The 24000-nt window shown below is 67.6% G+C and carries 15 protein-coding genes; 7 read left to right on the top strand and 8 right to left on the bottom strand.

The window, feature by feature from the left end; genetic code table 11:
• Positions 1–17 precede the first annotated feature (17 nt).
• From CSW62_RS17855 to CSW62_RS17840, 4 genes are all read right to left on the bottom strand, one after another.
• A complete protein-coding gene (locus CSW62_RS17855) occupies positions 18–2705 on the bottom strand; it encodes a glycoside hydrolase family 3 C-terminal domain-containing protein (RefSeq protein WP_233206716.1) in 2688 nt (895 codons plus the stop codon).
• Between the two features lie 74 nt (positions 2706–2779).
• On the bottom strand, positions 2780–3706 hold the full coding sequence (locus CSW62_RS17850; protein WP_099580097.1) for a Gfo/Idh/MocA family protein: 927 nt from the start codon (positions 3704–3706) through the stop codon (positions 2780–2782).
• Entirely contained in the window at positions 3703–4689 is a 987-nt protein-coding gene (gene araD1 / locus CSW62_RS17845; protein WP_099580095.1) for an AraD1 family protein, read from the bottom strand. The genes CSW62_RS17850 and araD1 overlap by 4 nt, the downstream gene beginning before the upstream one ends.
• A gap of 19 nt (positions 4690–4708) precedes the next feature.
• Entirely contained in the window at positions 4709–5857 is a 1149-nt protein-coding gene (locus CSW62_RS17840; protein WP_099580093.1) for an aldose epimerase family protein, read from the bottom strand.
• 125 nt (positions 5858–5982) lie between these two features.
• On the opposite strand from CSW62_RS17840, the gene CSW62_RS17835 reads away from it, so the two are divergent.
• The 3 genes from CSW62_RS17835 (at position 5983) to CSW62_RS17825 (ending at position 10868) form a co-directional block, all read left to right on the top strand.
• Positions 5983–7296, top strand: a complete 1314-nt coding sequence (locus CSW62_RS17835; protein WP_099580091.1) for a sugar MFS transporter — start codon at positions 5983–5985, stop codon at positions 7294–7296.
• Between the two features lie 183 nt (positions 7297–7479).
• Entirely contained in the window at positions 7480–9282 is a 1803-nt protein-coding gene (locus CSW62_RS17830; protein ID WP_099580089.1) for an IlvD/Edd family dehydratase, read from the top strand.
• 26 nt (positions 9283–9308) lie between these two features.
• Positions 9309–10868, top strand: a complete 1560-nt coding sequence (locus CSW62_RS17825; protein WP_199170632.1) for a glycoside hydrolase 43 family protein — start codon at positions 9309–9311, stop codon at positions 10866–10868.
• A gap of 9 nt (positions 10869–10877) precedes the next feature.
• Here the strand turns inward: CSW62_RS17825 and CSW62_RS17820 are convergent, their stop codons facing one another.
• Both CSW62_RS17820 and CSW62_RS17815 read right to left on the bottom strand, forming a co-directional pair.
• Entirely contained in the window at positions 10878–11615 is a 738-nt protein-coding gene (locus tag CSW62_RS17820) for a FadR/GntR family transcriptional regulator (RefSeq protein WP_099580087.1), read from the bottom strand.
• Between the two features lie 179 nt (positions 11616–11794).
• Complete coding sequence (locus CSW62_RS17815; RefSeq protein WP_099580085.1) at positions 11795–13381, bottom strand: alpha-N-arabinofuranosidase; 1587 nt, start codon at positions 13379–13381, stop codon at positions 11795–11797.
• A 405-nt stretch (positions 13382–13786) separates the two neighbouring features.
• Here CSW62_RS17815 and CSW62_RS17810 point away from each other — a divergent pair, with 405 nt between their 5' ends.
• Complete coding sequence (locus CSW62_RS17810) at positions 13787–16093, top strand: glycoside hydrolase N-terminal domain-containing protein (RefSeq protein WP_233206715.1); 2307 nt, start codon at positions 13787–13789, stop codon at positions 16091–16093.
• Complete coding sequence (locus tag CSW62_RS17805) at positions 16090–18432, top strand: glycoside hydrolase family 127 protein (protein ID WP_099580081.1); 2343 nt, start codon at positions 16090–16092, stop codon at positions 18430–18432. The genes CSW62_RS17810 and CSW62_RS17805 overlap by 4 nt, the downstream gene beginning before the upstream one ends.
• 59 nt (positions 18433–18491) lie before the next feature.
• Here the strand turns inward: CSW62_RS17805 and CSW62_RS17800 are convergent, their stop codons facing one another.
• Entirely contained in the window at positions 18492–21365 is a 2874-nt protein-coding gene (locus tag CSW62_RS17800; RefSeq protein ID WP_099582342.1) for a TonB-dependent receptor domain-containing protein, read from the bottom strand.
• 176 nt (positions 21366–21541) lie between these two features.
• Between CSW62_RS17800 and CSW62_RS26190 the strand changes: the two genes are divergently transcribed.
• Together CSW62_RS26190 and CSW62_RS17795 are read left to right on the top strand one after the other, a co-directional pair.
• Positions 21542–21721: a hypothetical protein gene (locus tag CSW62_RS26190; protein WP_143324425.1), complete on the top strand. Its 180-nt coding sequence runs from the start codon at positions 21542–21544 to the stop codon at positions 21719–21721.
• An 81-nt stretch (positions 21722–21802) separates the two neighbouring features.
• On the top strand, positions 21803–22942 hold the full coding sequence (locus tag CSW62_RS17795; protein WP_099580079.1) for an MFS transporter: 1140 nt from the start codon (positions 21803–21805) through the stop codon (positions 22940–22942).
• Position 22943: 1 nt separating this feature from the next.
• Here CSW62_RS17795 and CSW62_RS17790 read toward each other — a convergent pair whose 3' ends face one another.
• Positions 22944–23975 carry a LacI family DNA-binding transcriptional regulator gene (locus tag CSW62_RS17790; protein ID WP_099580077.1) on the bottom strand — a complete coding sequence of 344 codons (1032 nt, stop codon included), beginning with the start codon at positions 23973–23975 and terminating at the stop codon, positions 22944–22946.
• Between the last annotated feature and the right edge of the window lie 25 nt (positions 23976–24000).

The following is a 24000-nucleotide window of genomic DNA, read 5'->3' as shown; positions in this document are numbered from 1 at the left end:
TTGGCCGAAGCCTTGGCCTATTTCGCCAGCGCCACAGCGGTCTCGATCGAGAACGGGGCCGACTGGCTCGGGACCCCCGTGCCCGGCTGGCCCGAACCGACGCTGACGCGATAGGCACCCGCCGCCACGCGACGATCGCCGTCGGGCGTCACAGAACTGAGATCGCGCGGCGACAGGGTGAAGGTCACCTTGCGGGCCTCGCCCGGCTTGAGCGTCACGCGCTGGAAGCCCCGCAGGGCCACGCGCGGGGCGCCAGGCGTGTCGGGGAAGTTCAGATAGAGCTGGGCGACTTCCTCGCCGGGCCGTGCGCCGACATTGCGCACGGTGGTCGTCACGCGAACGCCATGGTCCGCGCCGCCCGGCAGGGGCTCGACCGTGACCGGCGCGTAGTCATAGCGGGTGTAGCTGAGGCCGAAGCCGAACGGATAGACCGGCTCGCCCGTGAAGTAGCGATAGGTGCGGCCGGCCATCGCGTAGTCGCCGAAGGGCGGCAGATCGTCGATCGAACGGTAGAAGGTCAGCGGCAGGCGACCCGACGGGTTGGTCTTGCCCGACAGCACATTGGCGACCGCCAGGCCGCCGGACTGGCCCGGATACCAGGCTTCGACGATGGCCGAGGCGTTGGCCTTGGCCCAGGCCAGGTTCACCGGGCTGCCGTTCATGGTCACCACGACCAGCGGCTTGCCCAGGGCCTTGGCCTGTTCCAGCAGTTTCTGCTGATCCGGCGGCAGGTCCAGAGTCGTCTTGTCGCCGCCCTTGAAGCCGGGGACCTCGACCGGAGACTCCTCGGCCTCCAGGTCCGAGGTCAGGCCGACCACCGCGACCAGCACGTCGGCCTGGGCGGCCGCCTTCTTAAGCTCGGCGGCCGCATCATCGGCCACGCGCTTCCAGATGAGATTGACGCCGGACAGGGCGTGAGACTCCGAGACGATCTCGATCGGATAGCGATGGCCCTTCTCCAGGCGGATGTTCTTCAGCGTCGGCAGGCTGGCCCAGCCGGCCTTGCGCAGGTCGGCGAACGGTTTGCCGTCCAACTTGAGCTCGCCGTTGAATCCCCCAAGGCCCAGGCGATAGGTCCCGCTCTCGGGCGGAACCAGGAAGCCCGTCCAGACCACGCGGTGGTGGTCGGAGACGGCGGCCAGGTCCAGGCTCCGCGAGGCGATGTCCGGCTCCACGCGGGTGACCACCGGCTTTTCCTGGTAGCGCATCTTGGCCACCGCCTCGCCGAAGGTCCCCGGCTGGAAGCGCGTCGGCGGCGGCTCAACGGTGTTGTAGTAGCGGGTCAGCAGGCCGGGCTTGCCGTCCGGCGCGACCAGGGCCGTGCTGGGCACGCGATCGCCATCGGTGAACGACGCGCCGAACGGGGCGTGGACGATCTTGGCCGACGGCATGGCGCGGCGAAGACCGTCCAGCACCGAGATCGGCGGGGCCGACAGGGCCGAGGAATAGTTGCCGCGCAGGACGCGGGTGGCGTCGGCCAGCGGGCCGATCACCGCGATGCGCAGGCCGGGCTTCAGAGGCAGCAGACCATCGTTCTTCAGCAGCACCAGGCTCTTCTCGCTGGCGGCCAGGGCCAGGGCCTCGTGCTGGGGCGTCATCACCGAGGTGACCGGGGCAGGGCGCGTTTCGATCGCTCGCACCCCGGGCAGGTCGCCGACCCGCAGTCGCGCCGAATAGAGCCGCACCAGCGCCTGGTCGACATCGGTCTGGGTGATCAGGCCGCGTCGCAGCGCTTCGGCATAGGGCCTGGCCAGGCCCGCTGTGTCGGTCAGGGTCGCGCCGTTGCACTCGTTGTCGACGCCAGCCCGCATGGCGGCGGCGACGGCGGTGGCCGCATCGGGCGAATACTTGTGATTGTCGGCGATGTCCTTGACCGCGTCGCAGTCGGAAACGACGTAGCCGTTGAACTTCCAGGCGCCGCGCAGATGGTCCTTCAGCAGAAGGTCGCTGGCGCAGGCCGGCTGGCCGTCGATGCGGTTGTAGGCGCACATCACAGAGCCGGCCTGGCCATCGGTGATCGCGGCGCGGAACGCGGGCAGATAGGTGTCTTCCAGATCGTGGCGCGAGACGAAGACATTGGCGCCGTGCCGGGTCGATTCCGGCCCGCTATGGACCGCGAAGTGCTTGGGCGTGGCGATGACGCGGGGCAGATCGGGATCGGGTCCCTGGACGCCTTGCACGAAGGCTACGCCGATGCGCGCGGTCAGGAACGGGTCCTCGCCATAGGTCTCCTGGCCGCGGCCCCAGCGCGGATCGCGGAAGATGTTGATGTTCGGCGACCAGGTGTCCAGGCCCGTGCCGATGCGTCCCATCCGTCCGGTCTGCCGCGACAGGATATGCAGGTCGCGGACCTCCGTGCTGATCGCGGTGGCGACGTCCTGGACGAGGGCGGTGTCGAAGCTGGCGGCCAGGCCGATCGGCTCGGGGAAGTTGGTGGTCGGCAGGGTTCCCAGCGCGCCGTGCAGCGACTCCGTCCACCAGTTGTAGGCTGGGATTCCCAGCCGGGAGATGGCCGGGGCGGTGTTGAGCAGCTGGTCCAGCTTCTCTTCGGTGGTCATCTTGCCGACCAGTTCGGCTGCCAACCGCTCGGCCTTGGCGCGGGCGGCGGAGGCCTCGGGCTTGGCCGGGGCGAGGGGCGCGGAGAGGGCGGTGGTGACGACCATCGATCCAGCTAGGCAAGCGCCCAGCACCAACCCGTACCGCATTTTCCTTCTCCCCATTACTCAGTCCTTTTTTGAACCTCGGGCGCAACGCGCGGCGCGGCTTTACGGGCGCGGTCTCACCACTCGAAGGCTCGCGCGACCCGCCGCTCGGCCAGCAGGAACGCGTCGGCGACATGGCGCAGCGGCGAGGTGTCCACGTCGCTGGCCCCGTCCGCGATCAGTCGGGCGAAGGCGTCGTAGAGGCCCGGATATTCGCGGTCGGGTCCTTCGTGCAGCAGTTGGCCGTCGACCCACAGCTTGGCGCCGCCGTTCGTCAGCTTCATCGCGCCGTCTTCGGTGTCGACCTCGATGTCCCAGCTTTGCGGGCCGGTCTGGAGGAAATCCAGCTCGACGCGGATCGGCGCGCCGGCCGTGTCGCGGAAGTCCAGCTCTGCCTGGATCGGCGACTGGCGGTTGGCCGGCACGTGCAGCAGGCCTTGCGACAGGAAGAACGGGCGGGGCAGGACGCGCGTGGCGATCGAGAGGGCGTTGATGGCCGGGTCGAAGACGCCCAGGCCGCCAGCCTCCCAGATCCAGTCCTGGCCTGGATGCCAGACGCGGACGTCTTCCTTCCAGTTGATCCGCACAGCCTTGATCGACCGCTCGGCCAGCCAGGCGCGTGCGGGCTCCACCGCAGCGGCGTAACGCGAGTGCCAGGTCGCCTGCAGGGTCAGGCCCTGGGCTGCCGCGACCTGGCGCAGGTCCTCGACTTCGCTCAGCGTCGCGCCCGGCGGCTTCTCCAGCATGACGTGCTTGCCGGCGGCCAGCGCCAGATGCGCCAGGGCGTGGCGCGGCTGGGGCGGCGTGCATAGGGCCACGGCGTCGATCGCCAAGCCGTCGGCCAGCAGGTCCTCTAGCCTGGCGAAGTGGGCGACGCCGTCGAGGCTGGCATGGCGGCTGACCACGGCGGCCAGTTCGAAGCGCGGATCGGCGGTGATGGCCGGCGCGTGCTGGTCGTGGGCGATCTTGCCCAGGCCGACGAGTGCGAGACGGATCGGAGTCACAGCGCCTTCACGGTCACGGGTTGCTCGACCGCCTGGGCCAGAGGGTTGCTGACCGGATAGCGGAACGGCGTGGCCTCGATCTCGAACACATCGCCTGCCTGCGTCTGGAAGCCCTCGGAGAAGGAGAGGGTGGCGGTGCCGAAGAAGTGGACGTGCACGTCGCCGTGGCGGCGGAACAGGTCGTACTTGAAGTGGTGATGTTCGAGATTGGCGATGGCGTGGGACATGTTCGCCTCGCCCGATAGGAAGGGCTTTTCCCAGACGGTCGCGCCGTCGCGGACGATGCGGCTGGTCCCGCGCACATCGGCGGGCAGGGCGCCGGGCAGCAGCTCAGGACCGAGCGCCGCGTTGCGCAGCTTGGAGTGCGCCAGCCACAGGTAGTTGCCACGCTCGATCACGTGGTCGGAGAACTCGTTGGCCAGGCAGAAACCCAGCCGGTGCGGCGTGCCGTCCGAACCGATCAGATAGACACCTGCGATCTCGGGTTCCTCGCCGCCGTCCTGGGCGAAGCTGGGGGAGGTGAGCGCCTGGCCGGGGCCGACCAGCTGGGATCCGTCGCCCTTGTAGAACCACTCGGGCTGCACGCCGGTCTGGCCGGCCGCCGGCTTGCCGCCCTCGACGCCCATCAGGAACATCCGCATGGAGTCGGTCAGCTGTTCGCCCGACTGAGCCGCCTTGTGCATCTTGTCGCGGCCCTCGGCCGAGCCGAGGTGCGTCAGGCCGGTGCCGGTCAGGAACAGGTGCGCGGGATCGGGATGGTCGATCGGCGCCAGCACCCGGCCTTCGGCCAGGGCGGCGGCGATGTCGAGCGTCTCGCCCAGCGCCGATCGCGCGGTCTCGACCAGGGTCGATTGCGCGGCCAGCGCCTTGTGGGCCAGGTCCAGCAGGGTGTCGGCGACGCTGACCCTATTGGCTGCGCCCTGGTCGTCGAGCATCGCCAGGCCGCGCCGGCCCGCGCCGTCGACAAATTGTACAAACGTCATTCTGGACTGTCCTTACTGGCTACTTCGCGATGGAGAGCTTGAAGACCATGCGGTTGCTGTAGCGCTCGCCCGGGTTCAGGCGGATCGAGGCGAAGGCCGGCTTGTTCGGCGCGTCGGGAAAGTGTTGCGGCTCCAGCGCGATGCCGTCGCCCTGCCGATAGATCTTGCCGCTCTTGCCGACCATCGTGCCGTCGATGAAGTTGCCGGCGTAGAACTGGATGCCGGGCTGGTCCGACAGGACGTCCAGCGTGCGGCCGCTCTTGGGGTCGGACAGGCGCGCGGCCAGGCGCAGCGCGCCGCCGGCCTTGCCGTTCAGGGCGTAGTTGTGGTCGTAGCCCCGGCCGATGACCATCTGCGGATCGCGGGCGTCGCGGATGCGCGTCCCCACGGCGGTCGGCTTGCGGAAGTCGAACGCCGTGCCGGCCACCGGCTTGATCTCGCCGGTCGGGATCAGTTCGGCGTCGACGGGCGTGTAGCCGTCGGCGGGGAGGGTGAGGACGTTGCCCATCGCGCCGTCGGCCGAGCCTTCGCCCGCGAGGTTGAACAGGGCGTGGTTGCTCATGTTGACGATGGTCGGCTTGTCGGTCGTCGCGCCGTACGTCACCGTCAGCTGGTTCTTTTCGTCCAGGGCGTAGGTCGCCGTGGCGGTCAGGGCGCCCGGATAGCCTTCTTCGCCATCGGGGCTGACATAGCCCAGGGTCACGGACGCGGCGGCGGCGCCGGACTTAACGTCAAGCACCTTCCAGACGACCTTGTCGAAGCCCTTCACGCCGCCGTGCAGAGCGGCGACGCCGTTGTTGTTCAGCGCCAGCTGGTAGCTCTTGCCGTCCAGCGTGAAGCGGCCCTTGCCGATGCGGTTGGCGACGCGTCCGACCGTCGCGCCGAAATAGCTTGCGTTGCGGGCATAGGCGCCGGCGTCGGCGAAGCCGAGCACGATGTCGGCCTTGGTGCCGTTGCGGCCCGGCGCCACCAGCGACTGAAGGGTGGCGCCATAGGTGATCACCGTAGCGCTGACGCCGTGGGCGTTGGTCAGGGTGAAGGCCTCCACCGCTTCGCCCGAAGGCGTCTGGCCGAAGGCGGCGCGCGACAGGGTCGCGGCATGGCCGGCGATCGGGCCGGCGAGGGTGAGCAGAGCCACCGCTCCAGCCGACAGGTTTGCGACGCGCATTCGAACCTTCTCCCCGATCCTGTTGACTGCTCTCGATTGACGGTCATGGTGACCGCCATATACTCCGACAAAACAAACGTGCGCAACCGACGTCGCGCCCAGCATCACATTCGGGAGACTATCCAATGGCGCCAGCGCCCATGACGTCGGCCGCGCGGTCGGACGGCGGCTCCGCGGTCACGCAGAAATCGGCCCTGACCCTGCTGGCCAGCCTCTTTTTCATGTGGGGTTTCATCACGGTGATCAACAACACCCTGCTGCCGCATCTGCGCTCGGTGTTCGACCTCAACTACACCCAGACCACCCTCATCGAATCGACCTGGTTCATCGCCTACTTCGTCGCCTCGCTGCCGTCGGCCAAGCTGATCGAGAAGATCGGCTACAAGCGCGCCCTGGTGACCGGCCTCCTGATCATGGCGCTGGGCGCGCTGCTGATGATCCCGGCCGCGCGTATCCCGTCCTACGGCGTGGTATTAACGGCGCTGTTCATCATCGCCTCGGGCATCACCCTGCTGCAGGTCGCGGCGAACCCCTATGTGGCGGTGATCGGGCCGCCCGAGACGGCGTCCTCGCGCCTGAACCTCGTGCAGGCCTTCAACTCGATGGGCACGACGCTGGCGCCGCTGTTCGGCGGCTGGCTGATCCTGTCGCGTTCGGCCTCGGGCAACAGCCAGGCCGGGGCGGTCCTAACCCCCGCGCAGCGCCTGGCCGACGCCCAGTCGGTGCAACTGCCGTACTTCATCGTCGCGGTGGTGCTGGTGGCCCTGGCGGTCGTCATCGCCTTCTACAAGCTGCCCGAACTGGGGCTGGCCGCCCAACGCGCCGGCGTCGAGGAGCGCAAGAAGCACTCGCTGTGGCGCCACCGCAATCTGGTGCTCGGCGTGCCGGCCATCTTCATCTACCTGATCGCCGAAATCGGCGTCAGCAACCTCTTCATCAACTTCATTTCCGCGCCCGAGATCGGCGGCGTCACGCACGCGCAAGCTTCTCGCTACCTATTCCTGCTCTGGGGCGGGATGATGGTCGGCCGCTTCGTCGGCAGCCAGTTGATGCGCAAGGTCGCCGCAGAAAGGATCCTGGCCGTGGCCAGCCTGCTGGCCTTCGTGGTGATGATCGTCACGGTCCTGGCCCATGGCCCCGTGGCGATGTGGAGCCTGATCGCCGTGGGCCTTTTCCACTCGATCATGTTCCCCACCATCTTCACGTTGGGCATCAAGAACCTGGGACCGCTGACCGAAGAGGGTTCGGGGTTGCTGGTGATGGCCATCGCCGGCGGCGCGCTGGTGGTTGTCCAGGGGCAGATCGCCGACGCCTACGGCCTGCAGATTTCGTTCCTGCTGACGGCGGTCTGCGAGCTTTATGTGCTGTTCTACGCGCTCTGGGGCTGCAAACCGACCGGCGCCGCGCAAGAGCTGGACAGGGCCGGCGACGAGGCCTGAATCGACGTGATCCCGCGCGCAATATGGTTGCGCGAGGGGCCAAGGCTCGGCCTAGTCGATTGACCGTGTTTCGTCGAAATTATAGTCAGACAAATACGAGCAAGGCGCATGGTGATTTGCCACTCCGAGGGAGTTCAGCAAGTGACCGGCGCCGCGCCGGACTAAGCAACGACAAGGCTATTCATGGTTTCCCCCAAAAGCGACGCACCCAAGCTCCGTTCGCGCGCATGGTTCGATAACCCCGATAACACCGACATGACCGCGCTCTATCTTGAGCGCTACATGAACTTCGGCCTGTCGCTGGAAGAACTGCAGTCGGGCAAGCCGATCATCGGCATCGCCCAGACCGGATCAGACCTGTCGCCCTGCAACCGGCACCACCTGGTTCTGGCCGAGCGCGTGCGCGAAGGCGTTCGCTCCGCTGGTGGCATTGTCCTGGAGTTCCCCGTCCACCCGATCCAGGAGACCGGCAAGCGCCCGACGGCGGGCCTGGACCGCAACCTGTCCTATCTCGGCCTCGTCGAGCTGCTTTACGGCTACCCGCTGGATGGCGTGGTGCTGACCATCGGCTGCGACAAGACCACGCCGGCCTGCCTGATGGCGGCGGCGACCGTGAATATCCCGGCTATCGCGCTGTCGGTCGGACCGATGCTGAACGGCTGGCACAAGGGCAAGCGGACGGGCTCGGGCACCATCGTCTGGCAGGCTCGCGAGATGCTGGCGGCGGGCGAGATCGACAATGCCGGCTTCATCAAGCTGGTGGCCAGCTCCGCGCCCTCGACCGGCTACTGCAACACCATGGGCACGGCCACGACCATGAACTCGCTGACCGAGGCCCTGGGCATGTCGCTGCCCGGCTCGGCGGCGATCCCCGCGCCCTATCGCGACCGCCAGGAGAACGCCTATCGGACGGGCCTGCGCATCGTCGACATGGTCCACGAGGACCTCAAGCCGTCCGACATCCTGACCCGTGACGCTTTCCTGAACGCCGTGGTGGTCAACTCGGCCATCGGCGGTTCGACCAACGCCCCGATCCATCTCAACGCTCTGGCCCGCCACATCGGGGTCGAGCTGTCGATCGACGACTGGCAACAGACCGGCGAGCAGGTGCCGTTGCTGGTCAACCTGCAGCCGGCCGGCGAATATCTCGGTGAGGACTACTACCGCGCCGGCGGCGTGCCGGCGGTGTTCGGCCAGCTGATCGAGCAGGGGCTGATCCGTGAAGACGCCAGGTGCGCCTCCGGCCAGACCATCGGCGAGCAGTATCGCGGCGCGGTGATCGAGGACGAGGACGTCATCCGTCCGTTCTCGCGACCGCTGGTCGAACGGGCCGGCTTTGTGGTCATGCGCGGCAACCTGTTCAACTCGGCGATCATGAAGACCAGCGTGGTCAGCCCGGAGTTCCGCGAGCGCTATCTCTCCAATCCCGATGACCCGGACGCCTTCGAGGGCGACGCGGTCGTATTCGACGGACCCGAGGACTATCACCGCCGCATCGACGACCCGGCGGTGGGGATCACCTCCAACTCGATCCTGTTCATGCGCGGCGCGGGCCCCGTCGGCTATCCCGGCGCGGCCGAGGTCGTGAACATGCGCGCGCCCGACTACCTGATCAAACAAGGCGTCCACCAGTTGCCGTGCGTCGGCGACGGCCGCCAGTCGGGCACCTCGGGCTCGCCCTCGATCCTCAACGCTTCGCCGGAAGCGGCGGTGGGCGGCGGCCTGGCGCTGCTGAAGACCGGTGACCGCGTGCGCTTCGACCTGCGCAAGTCGCGCGTCGACGTGCTGGTCTCGGCCGCCGAGATCGTTGAGCGCCGCAAGGCGCTCGATGCGGCGGGCGGCTTCGCCTATCCGGAAAGCCAGACGCCGTGGCAGGAAATGCAGCGCGCGGTGGTTGGCCAGATGGAGACCGGCGCGGTCCTCGAACCGGCCGTGAAGTATCAGCGCATCGCCCAGACCAAGGGCCTGCCGCGCGACAACCACTAGTCGCCTGGCGACGATCCGAGGACCTCATGCCAAAGCCATCCACGCTGATCGTGTCGGCCTTAGCTCTGGGCCTGGCCTGCGCCGCCGCGAGCGTGCAGGCCCAGGTCTGGCGCGCCGATAGCGGGCAAGGGACCTATCACAATCCGCCGCTCAATGCGGACTATCCCGATCCCGACATCATTCGGGTCGGCCAGGACTTCTATTTCGCCTCGACCACCTTCATGAACACGCCGGGGCTCACCCTCCTGCACTCCAGGGACCTGGTGAACTGGGACATCGCCGGCCACGTCATGCCGAGGCTGACGGGTAATCCCAAATACGACCTGGCCGATGGCGGGGACTATCGCCATGGCGTCTACGCGCCGAGCCTGCGCTATCACAAGGGCCGCTTCTACATCGCCGTCACCCCCGTCGGGCGCCACACCAGGCTTTATTCCGCCACCGATATCAGGGGGCCGTGGACCGCGCGCGAACTGGATCGAGAAGCCTTCGATCCGGCCCTGTTCTTCGACGATGACGGCAAGGCCTATATCGCCACCGCCAGCAGCGCCGATGGGACGACGACCTTGCTGACGCTCAGCGCGGACCTCACGAAGGTCACCGACGCGCGCAAGATCCACTATATCCGAGGCGCCGAAGGCTCGAAGCTGATCAAGCGGAACGGCTGGTACTACATCTTCAACTCGATCCCCCGACGCTTGGCCTTGACGGTCTCGCGCGCCCGGTCCCTGACCGGGCCGTGGGAGACGCGCGACCAGATCGACGACACCACCGGCGGCCACCAGGGCGCCCTGGTCGATCTGCCGGGCGGCGGCTGGTACGGCTTCGTCATGCGCGACTCCGGAGCGGTAGGCCGAGTCACGAACGTCAGTCCGATGTTCTGGCGGGACGATTGGCCGGTATGGGGAACGCCGGACGCACCGGGTCGCGTGCCCGACGTCGCCGTCAAGCCGATCGCCGGCGGCCCCTTCGTCGAGCCGCCCAGCTCCGACGACTTCAGCGGCCGGGTGCTGGGCCGGCAGTGGCAGTGGAACCACAATCCCGACGACCGGCGTTGGTCGCTCCGCGAGCGCCCCGGCTATCTGCGCCTGAAGGCCACGACCAGCGACCAGTTCTGGACCGCGCGCAACACCCTCTTGCAAAAGGGCCAGGCGCCGCGCGGGCGGGGCGTGGTCAAGCTGGACGTGCGGGGACTAACGGGCGGCGACGCCTGCGGCTTCGGCACGTTCGGCAAGTTCTCCAGCCAGTTGGTCGTCACCCGGACGGCCGACGGGCGGGGCGCGCTGTCCGCGCGCTTGGTCGAGAGCACCCAGGAGGGGCCCAAGACGACGCCTCTGGGCGAGGCCTTGGCGATCCCTCTCGTGGACCTGTGGTTGTCGGTCGAGATGGATTTCACGACCGACAAGGCCGCCCTGGCCTACAGCCTGGACGGCAAGGCCTGGACCGCCATGCCCGGCGATTTCCCCCTGGCCTTCGACTGGCGGACCGGAACCTTCCAGGGGCAGCAGTACGGCCTGTTCTGCTACAATCCCAAGGGCGGCGAGGGGCGGCTGGACGTCGACAGCTTCACGCTGAGCAAGCCCTAGGAAGGCGGCCTACATCGCCGATCGGGTGTCATCCAGCGCCAGGTCGACGAGGGCCCGCATGGCCGCGCTGGCCGCTTCGGGATCGCCCGCCGCGATGGCGTCGAAGACCTTGGCGTGGTCGGGCACCGGGTCGCGGGGCAGGGCGCGCGAGCGCTGCTTGAACTCGGTGGTCCAGCTGACCGCGGCGCTGATGCTGGCGCTGAGCGCCATCATCGCGCTATTGTGCGTCGAGCCCAGAAGGGCGTCGTGGAAGGCGCGGTCGGCAGCCCGGCCGGCCTCGGTCGCCAGGGTGTGGCGTCGCATCTTGGTCAGGGCGTCCTTCATGGCCTTGAGGTCGTCCTTGTCGCGTCGCTCGGCGGCGAGGCGCGCTGCGGCGGGCTCGACAATCGCCCGAAGCTCGAACAGGTCGCGCACGAAGCTGACGTCGGGTTCAGCCGAAAATGCCCAGGCCAGCACCTGCGGATCCAGGATGTTCCAGCGGCTGCGCGGCAGCACCCGGGTGCCCGCCTTGGGGCGGCTTTCGACCAGACCCTTGGCGGTCAGAACCTGGACGGCTTCCCGGTAGGCGCTGCGCGAGACGTCCAGGGCCTCGGCGTTGGCGATCTCGCCGGTCAGCTTTTCGCCGGGCGCGATCTGGCCCGAGACGATGGCGCTGCCCAGATAGTGCGCCACCGCGCCCCGCAGCCGTCGACCAGACCCTCTCGCCGATCGGGGGATCGACTTGTCGTCCGGTTCGTCGGTGGGCATGGGCACAGGCTCCTGCGTGGGTGGGCTCGTTTCTATAAGCGCAAGCACACGGCCCTTGGCAAGTTGTCAGGCTAGTTTGCGTGCTGCGCACGAGCGTTTCAGCATTGATCGCAAAGAAGTTTCTTCCTGCATGATGGATGAGCGCCCTCTCTCATCATGCAGGAAGTGGTCAGATGTCATCAGTCCAGGCGGATGACCATGATCGACTTCGGCGGCGCCTGCAGCACCAGGCCGCCCGCGCCGGCCTTGGCCGTGTACGGCTTGGGCGCGACCGCGTTGGGGGCGTCGAACGTGTTGATGCTGTCGACGCGCGGCGCGGTCATGACCTGGCCGGTGGCGGAGGCGGCTTTGACGCCGGCGATGTCGGCCCGGATGCTGGCCGACTTGACGGGGTCGAGGTTGGAGACCGCCAGCCACAGCTTGCCTTGCGTGTCGCGCGCCGCGATGGCGTCGATCCGCGGCAGCGTGATGTCGCCCTGCGTATAGGTCCCGGCGTCGAAGCTGACGGGCGCGAAGGTGGCGTCCTGGAAGGGCAGGTACATCTTGTAGACGTGATAGGTGGGCGTCAGGACCATCTTGTCCTTGTCGGTCAGGATCATCGCCTGAAGGACGTTGATCATCTGGGCGATGTTGGTGATCCGCACGCGGTCGGCGTGACGTGCGAAGATGTTCAGGTTCAGCGCCGCCACCAGCGCGTCGCGCATCGAGTTCTGCTGGACCAGGAAGCCCGGATTGGTGCCTTCCAGCGGCGCCAGCCACACGCCCCATTCGTCGACGGCCAGTGGCACCTTCTTGTCCGGATCGTACTTGTCCATGATCGCGGCGTGCTGGGTGATCAGCCCGTCCATGCCCAGCGTTTCCTTCAGCAGCTTGGCATAGGCGGTCTCGTCGAACTTGGTGCTGGAATAGGACGGCGGCCAGCCGCCGGTCGTGTACGAGTGCAGCGACAGCCCTTCGATGTTCCAGGCCCAGTCGTGGCCCTTCTGCGCGGCCATGACCGTCTCGGTGTAGGCCGGCTTGCCCTGGTCGGGACCGACGGCGATGCGCTGCATGGCGTCTGCGCCGGTCTGCTTGGGGTTGTAGTTGCGCACGAATCGGGCGTAGCGCTTCATCTCGTCGGCATAGTACTCCGGCCGCATGGCGCCGCCGCAGCTCCAGCTCTCGTTGCCCAGGCCCAGATACTTGATCTTGTAGGGCTCGCGGTGGCCGTTGGCGGCGCGTTCCTTGCCCGCCGTGGTCTCTGGATCGGCGGTCATGTACTCGACCCACTCGGCCGCTTCCTGGACCGTGCCCGAGCCGACATTGACCGAGATGTAGGCGTCGCTGCCGATCTGGCCGACGAAGTCCATGAACTCGTCGGTGCCGAAGGTGTTGGGTTCGACCGCGCCGCCCCAGTTGGAGTTGATCGTCTTGCGGCGACCCTCGACCGGGCCGATGCCGTGGCGCCAGTGATATTCGTCGGCGAAACAGCCGCCCGGCCAGCGCACATTGGGCACCTTGATGTCGCGCAGCGCCTTGACGACATCGGTGCGGATGCCGCGGACATTGGGGATGGGCGAGTCCTTGCCGACCCAGACGCCGCCATAGATGCCCGAGCCGAGATGTTCGGCGAACTGGCCGAAGATGTTGCGATCGATCTTGGCGCCGGGCGCCCCGGCCTCGATGCGGACCGCGATCGGCGCATCGGCCTTGGCCTGCGCCAGGGCGGGCGAGGCGATCATCATGGCCAGGACGGACGCGGCCATGGGCCGAGCGATTTTGAGCATGTCTTCTCCCCGTGCTCGCTCAGGATCGACATGATGCGACCCGGAGCGGCGACCCGTCTCGCGGATCTTGTCTTTTGAAGGCTTCGCGCCAAGGTTCAGCGCGATAATAGTCAGACAATATATCGGGTCAAGCTGCTGGCGAACGCTGGGCGCGTTCGACTTGAGCGTCCATGATAACCCAATAAGCGCGGCCCTTGACGCTCCGGGCGCAAGGCTCGTCGGTTGCCTTAATTGTCCGAGTAGATAGGGTATGCGTCAAGCGACCGAACCGTCGCGGCGCGTCAGCTGGGGGACCTGGCGCACACCAAGAACTGGCGTGAGGAAGCTATGGCGCGATGTTCGGAACCGCAAGCGATGCGCACGCGTCGGGGGGCGGGGTTAAGCCGCCGGTCCGCGCTGGCGGTCGTGGCCGCTTCCGTCGCCGCGACCAAGTCTCAAGCTGCTACGGCCAAGGCCTCGCCGCTGCGCCTGTGGTACCGCCAGCCGGCCAAGGCGTGGGTCGAAGCCCTGCCGGTGGGTTCGGGCAAGCTGGGCGCGATGGTGTTTGGGGGCGTCGCCTCCGAGCGGCTGCAGCTCAACGAGGATACGCTGTGGGCGGGCGGCCCCTACGATCCCGCCAATCCTGAGGCCTTGGCCGCGCTGCCGGAGATCCGCCGCCTGATCGACGCCGGTGACTATGTCCAAGCCACGAAGCTGGCCGACGCCAAGTTCCTGGGCAAGCCCAGGCGGCAGATGGCCTACCAGACGATCGGCGATCTGAAGCTCGATTTTCCCGGGCTGGGCGAAGCGAGCGGCGACTATGTGCGCGACCTCGACATCGATGGGGCGATCGCCGCCACGACCTTCACGGCCGGCGGTGTGCGCTATCGCCGCGAGGTGATCGGCAGTCATCCGGACGGGGTCATCGCCGTGCGCCTGAGCGCCAGCCGCAAGGGCGCGATCAGCGTCGATCTTTCCTTCGCCAGCCCGCTGAAGTCTAAGCCCGTCGCGAGGGTCGAGGGTAGCGCCCTGGTCCTGGTCGGCGCCAATGAGAGCCGGGAGGGAATCCCCGCCGCCCTGACCTTCGAGTGCCGCGTCGAGGTCCGCGCCAAGGGCGGCGCGTTGACGGGGCAGGGCGGCGTGCTGACGGTCAGGAACGCCGACGAGGTCGTGCTGCTGATCGCGGCGGCCACCAGCTATCGCAGGTACGACGACGTCTCCGGCGATCCCCAGGCGCTGAACAACGCGACGCTGGCCGGGCTGGTCGGCAAGTCCTGGGCGAAGATCCTGGCCGATCACCAGGCCGATCACCGGGCGTTGTTCCGTCGGGTCGGCGTCGACTTTGGCCGCACGCGCGCCGACCTGCTGCCGACGGACGAGCGCATCCGGCAGTCGCCGACCACGGACGATCCGTCGCTGGCGGCGCTGTACTACCAGTACGGCCGCTACCTGCTGATCGCCTGCTCACGCCCCGGCGGCCAGCCGGCCAACCTCCAGGGGATCTGGAACGAGAAGACCTCGCCCCCGTGGGAGAGCAAGTACACGATCAACATCAATACCGAGATGAACTACTGGCCGGCCGAACCGACCAACCTCGCGCCCTGTGTCGAGCCGTTGATCGCGCTGGTCGAGGACCTGGCCACGACCGGCGCGCGCACCGCCCAGGTCATGTATGGCGCGCGCGGCTGGGTCGCCCACCACAACACCGACCTGTGGCGCGCCACCGCGCCGATCGACGGCGCGCTCTGGGGCGTCTGGCCCACGGGCGGCGCCTGGATCTGCAAGCACGTCTTCGACCACTACGACTACAGCCGCGACAAGGCCTATCTGGCCCGCGTGTATCCGCTGATGAAGGGCTCGGCGCGGTTCTTCCTCGACACCCTGGTCGTCGATCCGAAGTTCGGGGTGCTGGTCACCAGTCCGTCGGTATCGCCAGAGAACGATCATGGTCATGGCTCGTCGTTGGTCGCCGGTCCGACCATGGACCAGGCGATCATCCGGGACCTGTTCGACAACTGCCTGAAGGCCGAGGGCATCCTCGGCGCCGATCCGGCGTTCGTCACCGAGCTGACGGCGGCGCGCGACAAGCTGGCGCCGTACAGGATCGGCAAGGACGGCCAACTGCAGGAATGGCAGGAGGACTGGGACGCCGACGCCAAGGAACCCCAGCACCGGCACGTCTCGCACCTCTATGGCCTGTTCCCGTCGGACCAGATCGGGATCGACACCACGCCGAAGCTGGCGGCGGCGGCCAGGACTTCGCTGCTGAAGCGGGGCGACATCACCACCGGCTGGGCCATCGCCTGGCGGCTGAACCTCTGGGCGCGGCTGGGCGACGGCGATCATGCGCACAGCGTGCTGAAGCTGCTGCTGGGCCCCGAGCGGACCTATCCCAACATGTTCGACGCCCACCCGCCGTTCCAGATCGACGGCAATTTCGGAGGGACCTCGGGCATGACCGAGATGGTCCTGCAGAGCCGCAACGACCGCATCTACCTGCTGGCGGCCCTGCCGTCGGCCTGGCCGACCGGCCATATGACCGGCCTGAGGGCGAGGGGCGCGGTCGGTGTCGATGTGCGTTGGGCGGGCGGCAAGCTTTCAGAGGCGGTGCTGACCGCCACGGCCCACGGCCGCCACACTGTAGTTCATAGGGCGTCGACCCTGGAGATCGAGATGAAGCAAGGTCAAAGCGTCCGCCTCGCGGTCCGCAACGGCGCCCTGGTGCGCGCATGAGCGGCCAAGCTCTCACCCAAAGCCGGCGTTCGGTGCTCCTGGCCGGCGCCTGCCTGACCGTCACGTTCGCCGCCAAGGCTTCTGCCCAAACGCCCACGTCGTTGCGCAAGGTCGAGCCGATCCCGGCCCGCTACGTGACGCTGGAGCCGTCGCCGTTCGCCGACGCCATGGCGGCCAACCGTCGCTACCTGCTCTCGCTGGACCCCGAGCGGCTGCTGCACAACTTCTATTGGTCGGCGGGCCTGCCGGCTAACAAGCCGCGCTATGGCGGATGGGAAAGCGAAAGCATCGCCGGTCACTCCGTGGGGCATTGGCTGTCGGCCTGCAGCCTGACGGTGGCCAACACCGGCGATCCGGCCGTCGCGGCCGTCCTCGACCACACGCTCGCGGAGATGGCCAAGATCCAGGCCGCCGAGGGTGACGGCTATGCCGGCGGCACGACCGCCGACCGGGGCGGCAAGGAGGTTCCCGGAAAGGTCATCTTCGAGGAAGTCCGGCGCGGCCAGATCGAGGTCACCTGGACGCTGAACGGCGGCTGGGTGCCGATCTACGCGTACCACAAGGTGCTGGCGGGGGTGATCGACGCGCACCTGCTGGCCCACAATGCGAGAGCGCTGCCGATCGCCCTGGGCCTGGCCGACTATCTGGCCGGCGTCCTGGCGCCCCTCTCGGAGGAACAGGTCCAGAAGGTCCTCTCCGTCGAGCACGGCGGTATCCTGGAATCCTATGCCGAGCTGTACGCCATTACGGGCGACGCCCGCTGGCTACACACCGCCGAGCGGTTGCGCCACCGCGCTTTCGTCGACCCTCTCCTGGCCCGTCGCGACGCCCTGGCGGGGCTTCACGCCAACACCCAGATTCCCAAGGCCGTCGGCCTGGCGCGCTTCTACGAGACCAGTGGCCAGGCCGATCATGGCGAGGCGGCCGCGTTCTCTCACCAGACGGTCGTCGACCACCACAGCTATGTGCTGGGGGGCAATTCCGAACGCGAGCACTTCGGTCCGGCCGACCAACTGGGCGGCACGCTGACGACGGGCACGTGCGAGGCGTGCAACACCTACAACATGCTGAAGCTGACGCGGCATCTCTACGCCTGGAAGCCGGACGGCGCCTTGTTCGACTATTACGAGCGGGCGCAGCTCAATCACATCCTGGCGCATCAGCGTCCCGACACCGGTCAGTTCGTCTATTTCATGCCGCTTCAGGCGGGCGCCAAGCGCGACTATTCCACGCCGGAAGACAGCTTCTGGTGTTGCGTGGGGTCGGGCATGGAGAGCCACGCCAAGCACGCCGACAGCATCTTCTGGCACGGACCGGACGCGATCTACGTCAACCTCTTCACGCCCTCGACGCTGGATCTTCCCGGCGACGCCAAGCTGGAACTGCGGACCCGCTATCCCGAGCAGGGCGAGGTCGTGCTTCGGGTGGCCCGTCCTTCGGCGACAGCCACGACCCTGGCCATTCGCCGACCCGGCTGGGCGCTGGGCGCGCGGATCACGCTCAACGGCAAAACGATCGCCGCGCCGGTCTCGGACAACTACTGGCGCGTGACGCGCGCGTGGCGGGCAGGGGACACGATCACCGTGACCTTGCCGATGACCTTGCGCGCCGAGCCGCTCAAGGGCGCGCCGGCCACCTACGCCTTCCTCAGCGGACCTTTGGTCCTGGCGGCAGATCTCGGACCTGCGGACAAGGCGTTCGACGGCCCCGCGCCGGCGCTGCTGGCCAGGGCCGCGCCGACCGACACGCTCGTCCCCGGCGGCGGGGCTCATCGCTACGCCACGGTCGATGTCTTGGGGCAGAGCCAAACCCTGCGGCCGTTCAATGCGCTCTATGACCGGCGCACGGCGGTCTACTTCCAGACCTTCACGCCGGCGGACTGGAAGGCTCAGCGCCGGGACTATCTGGCGTCCGAAGCCCAGCGAGCCGATCTGGCGCGGCGGAGGATCGACGTCTTCCACATCGGCGAGATGCAGCCCGAGCGCGATCACGGGCTGACGGCGACAGCCGGACAGCCGGGGACCTTCTATGGCCGCCACAGCCGGTCGATCCCCGAGGGCGCGGAGGTGTCGTTCACGATGGCCCGTCGGCCCGGCGCCGCGTTCCTGCGCGCGACCTATTGGGGCAATGACGCCGACCGCGAGATGGCGATCGAGTTCGACGGACAGCAAGTCGCCGTAGAGCGTCGGTCCGGACCCAAGCGCAACGACTGGGTCACCGTCGACTATCCCTTGCCGCCGAGCGACCAGAAGCGCTCGAAGGTCAGGCTGATCGGTCGCAAGGGGACGAGTGTCCTCTATGGACTCGAACTGATCGCGGCGCCGCGGCGAGACGCCTAAACCAAAAAAAGAGGCCAGGCGCTGGACGCCTGGCCTCAGTGATCGAGGGGGAATCTCGGTTAGAAGCGGAAGCGCACGCCGGCGCGGTACATCCGGCCGACGATGTCGTACAGCGCCGGGTTTGCGTAGTTCGGCGACTTGGCCGGATCGCGGTCGAACAGGTTGTCGACCTTGAAGTAGGCGCTCACGTCCTTGCGGATGTTGTAGGTGCCGCCGACGTCCATGTAGAAGGCGCCTGGCATGAAGTTCTTGTCGATCGTCGGGGCGTTGGCCGTCGAGACCGGGCAGGTTCCCGGGGCGCAGACGACGTACTGGTTGCCGTAGTTGCCGTCGGTGAACCAACGCTCCTGCAGCGTCAGGGAGAAGCGGTCGGTCTCATAGCTCTGGATCGCCAGCCACTTCCAGTTGGGGGTGTTGCCCTGGTTCACGCCCGCGGAGTCGACCGGCACCGTGCCGGGCAGGCCCGTGTCGGTCCAGAAGTCGCGGATGTGGGTGGCCAGGGCTCGCAGGGTGAAGTTGCCCGAGAGGCCCAGCGGCTGCCGCCAGCGATAGCTGGCCTCGATGTCGAAGCCGCTGGTCTTGATCGACGCCAGGTTGAAGGACTGGACGTTGATATAGTTCGGGCCGCTGGTGTTGTTGAGGTTATAGGCCCCGCAGGTCTGCGGCAGGATGTTGCGGTAGCAGTAGTCGACGATCTGGGCCGCCCCCAGGCTGGAGACGACGTCGTCAACCTTGATCTTGTAATAGTCGAACGACGCGCTGAAGCCGGGCAGCCAGGACGGATTGGCCAGGACCACGCCGATCTGCGAGTTGCGCGCGATTTCCGGCGTCAGGTTCGGGTTGCCGACGGCGTTCTGGATCGCCACCACGTTCCGGTTGTTCACCGGATCGAAGAAGTTCGGCAGCGTCGTGGTGACGGGCGCGGCGAACAACTCCGAGAGGTTGGGCGCGCGCACGTCCCGCGAGGTCACGCCGCGGAAGCGCAGGCCCTCTATCGGCGTGTCCCAGGTGCCGCCCGCCTTCCAGGTCCAGATCGTGCCTGAGGTGCTGTAGTCGGTCACCCGCGCCGCGGCGTTGAAGTTGGCGCGGCCGATGGTCTCGTTGTTGAACAGCGGCAGGTCGGCCTCCAGGAAGGCTTCCTTGACGTTGTAGACGCCGTTGCCGTTCTTGTAGTTGCCGGCGTGCCAGTTGTTGCCCACCGAGGCGAGGAGCGGATCGGCGGGATAGGAAGCGTCGTTGGGGCTGCGGTCAGCGACGCCGGCGCCGTACGGGTCGGCGCGGACGGTATAGAATTCCCGGCGATATTCGGCGCCGAAAGCCACCGACAGCGGACCGGCCCACAGGTCGATCGGCGCGCCCGAGAAGTTCAGGCTGGCGACGTCCTGGGTCATGCGCAGGCGCTGGAACGGGCCGGCGGCGGGCTGGACATATTCCAGGGCCGCGGCCGACGGGGCCTTGCCGCCGAAGATGTTGAGCGGCTGGCAGCCGCTGGCGCGCGCGACCGGGTCGGCGCATACGATCGCGCCGTTCAGCGTGATGGCCTGGATCGCCTGGTTGAAACGCGGCGTCAGCAGGATGTGGTCGACGTCGATGGCGGTCTTGTTGACGCCATGCTCGTAGTAGGCGTCGTAGGTCCAGTCGGAGCCGACCGCCGCGAACTTGCCTTTCAGGCCGGCGACAACCCGGTACTGGCGACGATCGGTGTGAACCTCGGTGTTGGGCAGCACGGCGTTGCTGACGCCGTACTGGAAGCTGGTGATACCCGCTGTCGCGCAAGCGGCCTGGACGGAGGCCGGCACGAACGGGTTGGCGCATTGCAACGTCAGGCCCGTCTTGTTCATGCCGTTGACGGGCTGGTTGCTGGTCTTGACCTGGCCCAGGTTGAACGAGACATAGGCCTCGTTGTTCTCGGCGAAGTCATAGCCGATACGCCCGTAGGCCACCTTGCGCTCGATCTTGGACTGCAACGTGCGGCCGCTGTCGACATTGCCCGACAGGTCGCCGCCGACACAGAAGCCCGGGAAGCAACCGGTGACCGCGCCGCCCGCCGTCTTCGAGGGCACGCCGCCCGAACCATACTGGAACTGGAACGGGTTGCCGCTCTGGTCGAAGGCGATGCCCTGCAGCGGACCGGCCGTGATCAGGCCGTACTTGGTGTAGGCGTAGGGCTGGGCGTTGTCGCGCATCAGGTACTGCGGCGAACCGTCGTTGGTGACGTTGCGGTTGATCATCGTCGTCTGGGTGAACCAGTGGCGATCACCGGCCAGATCCAGGCCGAAATCGCCCGGACCGACGCCGTTTTCCTTAGCCCACTCCACGCTGCCGACCACGTGTATGCGGTCGCCCGCGAAGCTGCGGCCGCCGGCCAGTTGCACCAGGCCCTGTTCGTTGTCGTTGTACTTCGAGATGCCGGCCTGGACGTTGCCCTTCAGGCCCTCGAAGCGGGTGTCGGTGATGAAGTTGACGACGCCGCCCACCGCGTCCGAGCCATAGGAGGCCGAGGCGCCGCCGTTCACGACATCGACGCGCTGGATCAGCAGTTGCGGGAACAGGCTGACGTCGGTGACGCCCGTATAGTAGGCCCCGACCACGCGCTGGCCGTCCAGCAGGGTCAGGGTGCGGATCGTACCCAGGCCGCGCAGCGAGAACGAGCTCAGGCCTTGCTGGCCGCTGGACGTGCTGAAGGTGTTGGTCGCCGAACCGCTCGAGCCCTGCAGCGACGGCAGTTGGACGATGGTGGCGAAGACGTTCGGCTGGGCGTTGTTCTGGATCTGGGCTTCACCGATCACCGAGGTCGGGGTGGGCGCCGTGAAGCCCGTGGTCTGAATGCGCGTGCCTGTGACGACAACCTCGGTGACCGTGGCCGAGTCGTTGGCCGGCGCCGAAGCCGTTTGGGCCAGGGCGGGCGCGGCGGCGAACAGGGCCGCGGTCATCGCGCCGGCGCTGGCCGACCGCAGAATGCGGGTCCGAATCTGTGCGGTGTTGTTCCGAGCCTCGATCTGGACGCGGCTGTGCGCGCCGCCGCCCTCAGAGGACGTCATGCCATTGGCGTTCATTCTCATCCCTCCCTATCCGCAGGCTCACCGGCTCTGCGTGATTGATCGTCGCCATGGCCAACCGCCATGGTAACGTTATCATCGATCTTGGTATGGTCGCCGCCCGGATGTCAATACTCCGACATATTATCATTGAAGCGATCATTCTGGTTCGCTATTCGGTTGTGGACTGGCGGCTGAAACCGCGCCAGGCCTCGAAAAAGCCGGTCGGCGCTCTCGCTGATCGAGAATGATAACGTTATCGAAGGAGGGGGCGTGCCAGCAGATCAGAAGGACGATCGAGCGCTTCGACGTCCGCGTTTCGCCTACATCCGATGACCATTCTGGGCCTGTTCGTCCTGGCGATGGTGCTGAACTACCTGTCGCGATCGGTGCCGGGCGTAGCCGCGCCGATGGTGCTCAGCGAGCAGTCGATCTCCAGCGAGCAGTATTCGTGGATCACCAGCGCCTTCCAGTTGGGCGTGATGTTCCAGCCGCTCGTGGGCTACTTCCTCGACGGCGTCGGGCTGCGTCTCGGCTTCGCCCTCTGCGCTATCCTGTGGTCCCTGATCACCATGGCCCACATCTTCGCCCAAGGCTGGGTCCCCTTCGCCGGGCTGCGCCTGGCCCTTGGCCTCACCGAAGGCTCCGCCCAGACGCCCTGGATGGCCTATCTGTGCGGCAGGCCCCTGCCGGGCCGGCAGCGATGCGTCCTGGGCCGCGAGACGGCCCTGCAGCCGATGCGGTGGTGCGAGGATGGCTGGCTCAGAAGTCTAACGGTCGGCGGCGCGCTGGATCCCGCGCCCGCTGCTCCTGGTCTCCCGCCCGCGCCTTGGCCGCAACAAGCGTGGGACGGCGGCTTTGCGGTCGACGCATTGCCGACAGAATTTCAGTGGCTGCGCACGCCCTATCCTGACGAGCTCTTCAGTCTGGCGGCGCGGCCCGGATATCTGCGCCTCTACGGACGCGAGACCATCGGCAGCCCCTTCCGCCAGGCGCTGGTGGCCCGGCGCCAGGAGGATCTGCGGTTCACGGCCACCACGCGGCTCGAGTTCGCCCCGGTCGACTTCCAGCAGGCGGCCGGGCTGGTCTGCTACTACAACAGCACCAAGTTCCACTATCTCCACGTGAGCCGCGAGGGGAGCGAACGTCAGCTGCAACTTATGACCGCCTCGCCGGACGCGGGCGGCTGCACCCTCCAGGTTCTGGTCGAGAGCCTGCCCGAAGGACCGATCGACCTGCGTGTGGAGGTAGACCTGGAACAGCTTCGGTTCGCCTGGCGCGGCGATCGAGAAAACGACTGGCGCGACCTGCCCGATGAACTCGACGCCAGCATCCTGTCCGACGAGGCGTCCTTGCCCGGCCTGCCCAATTTCACGGGGACCTTTGTGGGTATGGCCTGCCAGGACATGTCGGGGAGGGCGACGCCCGCCGACTTCGCCTTCTTCCGCTACGAAGGTCGGGGGGACGATTAGCTCAGGGCGGCGAGGTAGACAGCCGGCGAACGACCTGGTGATCGAGCACCCGATCGCGGTGGTCGTTCAGATGGGCCTCGGCCCCGGAGATCTGCGCCGCCAGCAGGCCGAGCGCCTCGGCGGCCAGCTTGCGAACGGGCTGACGCACCGTGGTCAGCGGCGGCCAAAGGGTAACGGCCGCGGCGGTGTCGTCGAACCCGGCGACTGTGAGTTCGCCGGGCACGTCGAGGTGGCGGCGGTGCGCGACCGAGACCACGGCTGCGGCCATATCGTCGTTGCTGGCGAAGATCGCCGTCGGGGCCGGCAAGGAGTCGAGAAGGAGCTCGGCCGCCGCGAGGCCTGAGGTGAAGCTGAAATCGCCCTGGGCGATCACCGTCTGCACGTCGTCGGCCTCGCGGACGGCCGCATAGAAGCCCGCCAGCCGCTCGGCGCTGGCCGCCTGGTCCGGATTGCCGACGATGAAGCCCAGGCGACGATGGCCCTCGGCGATCAGGTCTCGCGTCATCTCGTAGGCCGCGCGCCGGTCGTCGATGCGCACGCAGATGGCGCCCGCCACGCTGTAGGCGCCGACCGCCGCCAGCGGCAGGCGCGCCTTGCGCAGCACCTGCAGGACCGTGGGCGATTCGCCCAGGGGAGGGGCCAGGATCACGCCGCGGACGCCGGCGGCGATCAGGTTCTTGAGTTCGGCGTCCTGCGGCGGGCGTCCGCCTTCGCCGCCCTTGAGCAGGATCAGGCGGGCCCCGCGCGTGGAGGCCTCTTCATAGACCCCGGTCAGGAACTCACTCATGAAAGCGGCGCTGGGGTTGGAATAGATCACGCCGATCCGCAGTTCCGCCGATGTCACGAGGCTGCGGGCGGCGACGTTGGGAGTATAGCCCAGGCGTTGGATCGCCTCTGTGACGGCGAGACGGGTGTCGGGGCCGACGCCGGGGCGGGCATTGATCACGCGCGACACGGTCATCGGGGAAACACCGGCGGCGGCCGCGACATCGACGATCGTTGGGCCGCGGGCGCCCTCAGTGCTTCTAGCCAATCGTTTATCCCGCCACCGTCATCTG

It is taken from the genome of Caulobacter sp. FWC2, assembly GCF_002742625.1.
In the GTDB taxonomy this organism is placed as follows: Bacteria; Pseudomonadota; Alphaproteobacteria; order Caulobacterales; family Caulobacteraceae; genus Caulobacter.
Note: the sequence above shows the minus strand (reverse complement) of the source record. Positions and strands in the feature narration are given on the sequence as shown.

Coding starts and splice junctions, on each gene's coding strand:
- CSW62_RS26190 (WP_143324425.1), top strand. CDS start 21,542: ATGGCCAACCGCCATGGTAACGTTATCATCGATCTTGGTATGGTCGCC.
- CSW62_RS17840 (WP_099580093.1), bottom strand. CDS start 5,857: ATGCGCGTCGCAAACCTGTCGGCTGGAGCGGTGGCTCTGCTCACCCTC.
- CSW62_RS17820 (WP_099580087.1), bottom strand. CDS start 11,615: ATGCCCACCGACGAACCGGACGACAAGTCGATCCCCCGATCGGCGAGA.
- CSW62_RS17825 (WP_199170632.1), top strand. CDS start 9,309: ATGCCAAAGCCATCCACGCTGATCGTGTCGGCCTTAGCTCTGGGCCTG.
- CSW62_RS17835 (WP_099580091.1), top strand. CDS start 5,983: ATGGCGCCAGCGCCCATGACGTCGGCCGCGCGGTCGGACGGCGGCTCC.
- CSW62_RS17855 (WP_233206716.1), bottom strand. CDS start 2,705: ATGCGGTACGGGTTGGTGCTGGGCGCTTGCCTAGCTGGATCGATGGTC.
- CSW62_RS17795 (WP_099580079.1), top strand. CDS start 21,803: ATGACCATTCTGGGCCTGTTCGTCCTGGCGATGGTGCTGAACTACCTG.
- araD1 (WP_099580095.1), bottom strand. CDS start 4,689: ATGACGTTTGTACAATTTGTCGACGGCGCGGGCCGGCGCGGCCTGGCG.
- CSW62_RS17805 (WP_099580081.1), top strand. CDS start 16,090: ATGAGCGGCCAAGCTCTCACCCAAAGCCGGCGTTCGGTGCTCCTGGCC.
- CSW62_RS17815 (WP_099580085.1), bottom strand. CDS start 13,381: ATGCTCAAAATCGCTCGGCCCATGGCCGCGTCCGTCCTGGCCATGATG.
- CSW62_RS17800 (WP_099582342.1), bottom strand. CDS start 21,365: ATGACCGCGGCCCTGTTCGCCGCCGCGCCCGCCCTGGCCCAAACGGCT.
- CSW62_RS17830 (WP_099580089.1), top strand. CDS start 7,480: ATGGTTTCCCCCAAAAGCGACGCACCCAAGCTCCGTTCGCGCGCATGG.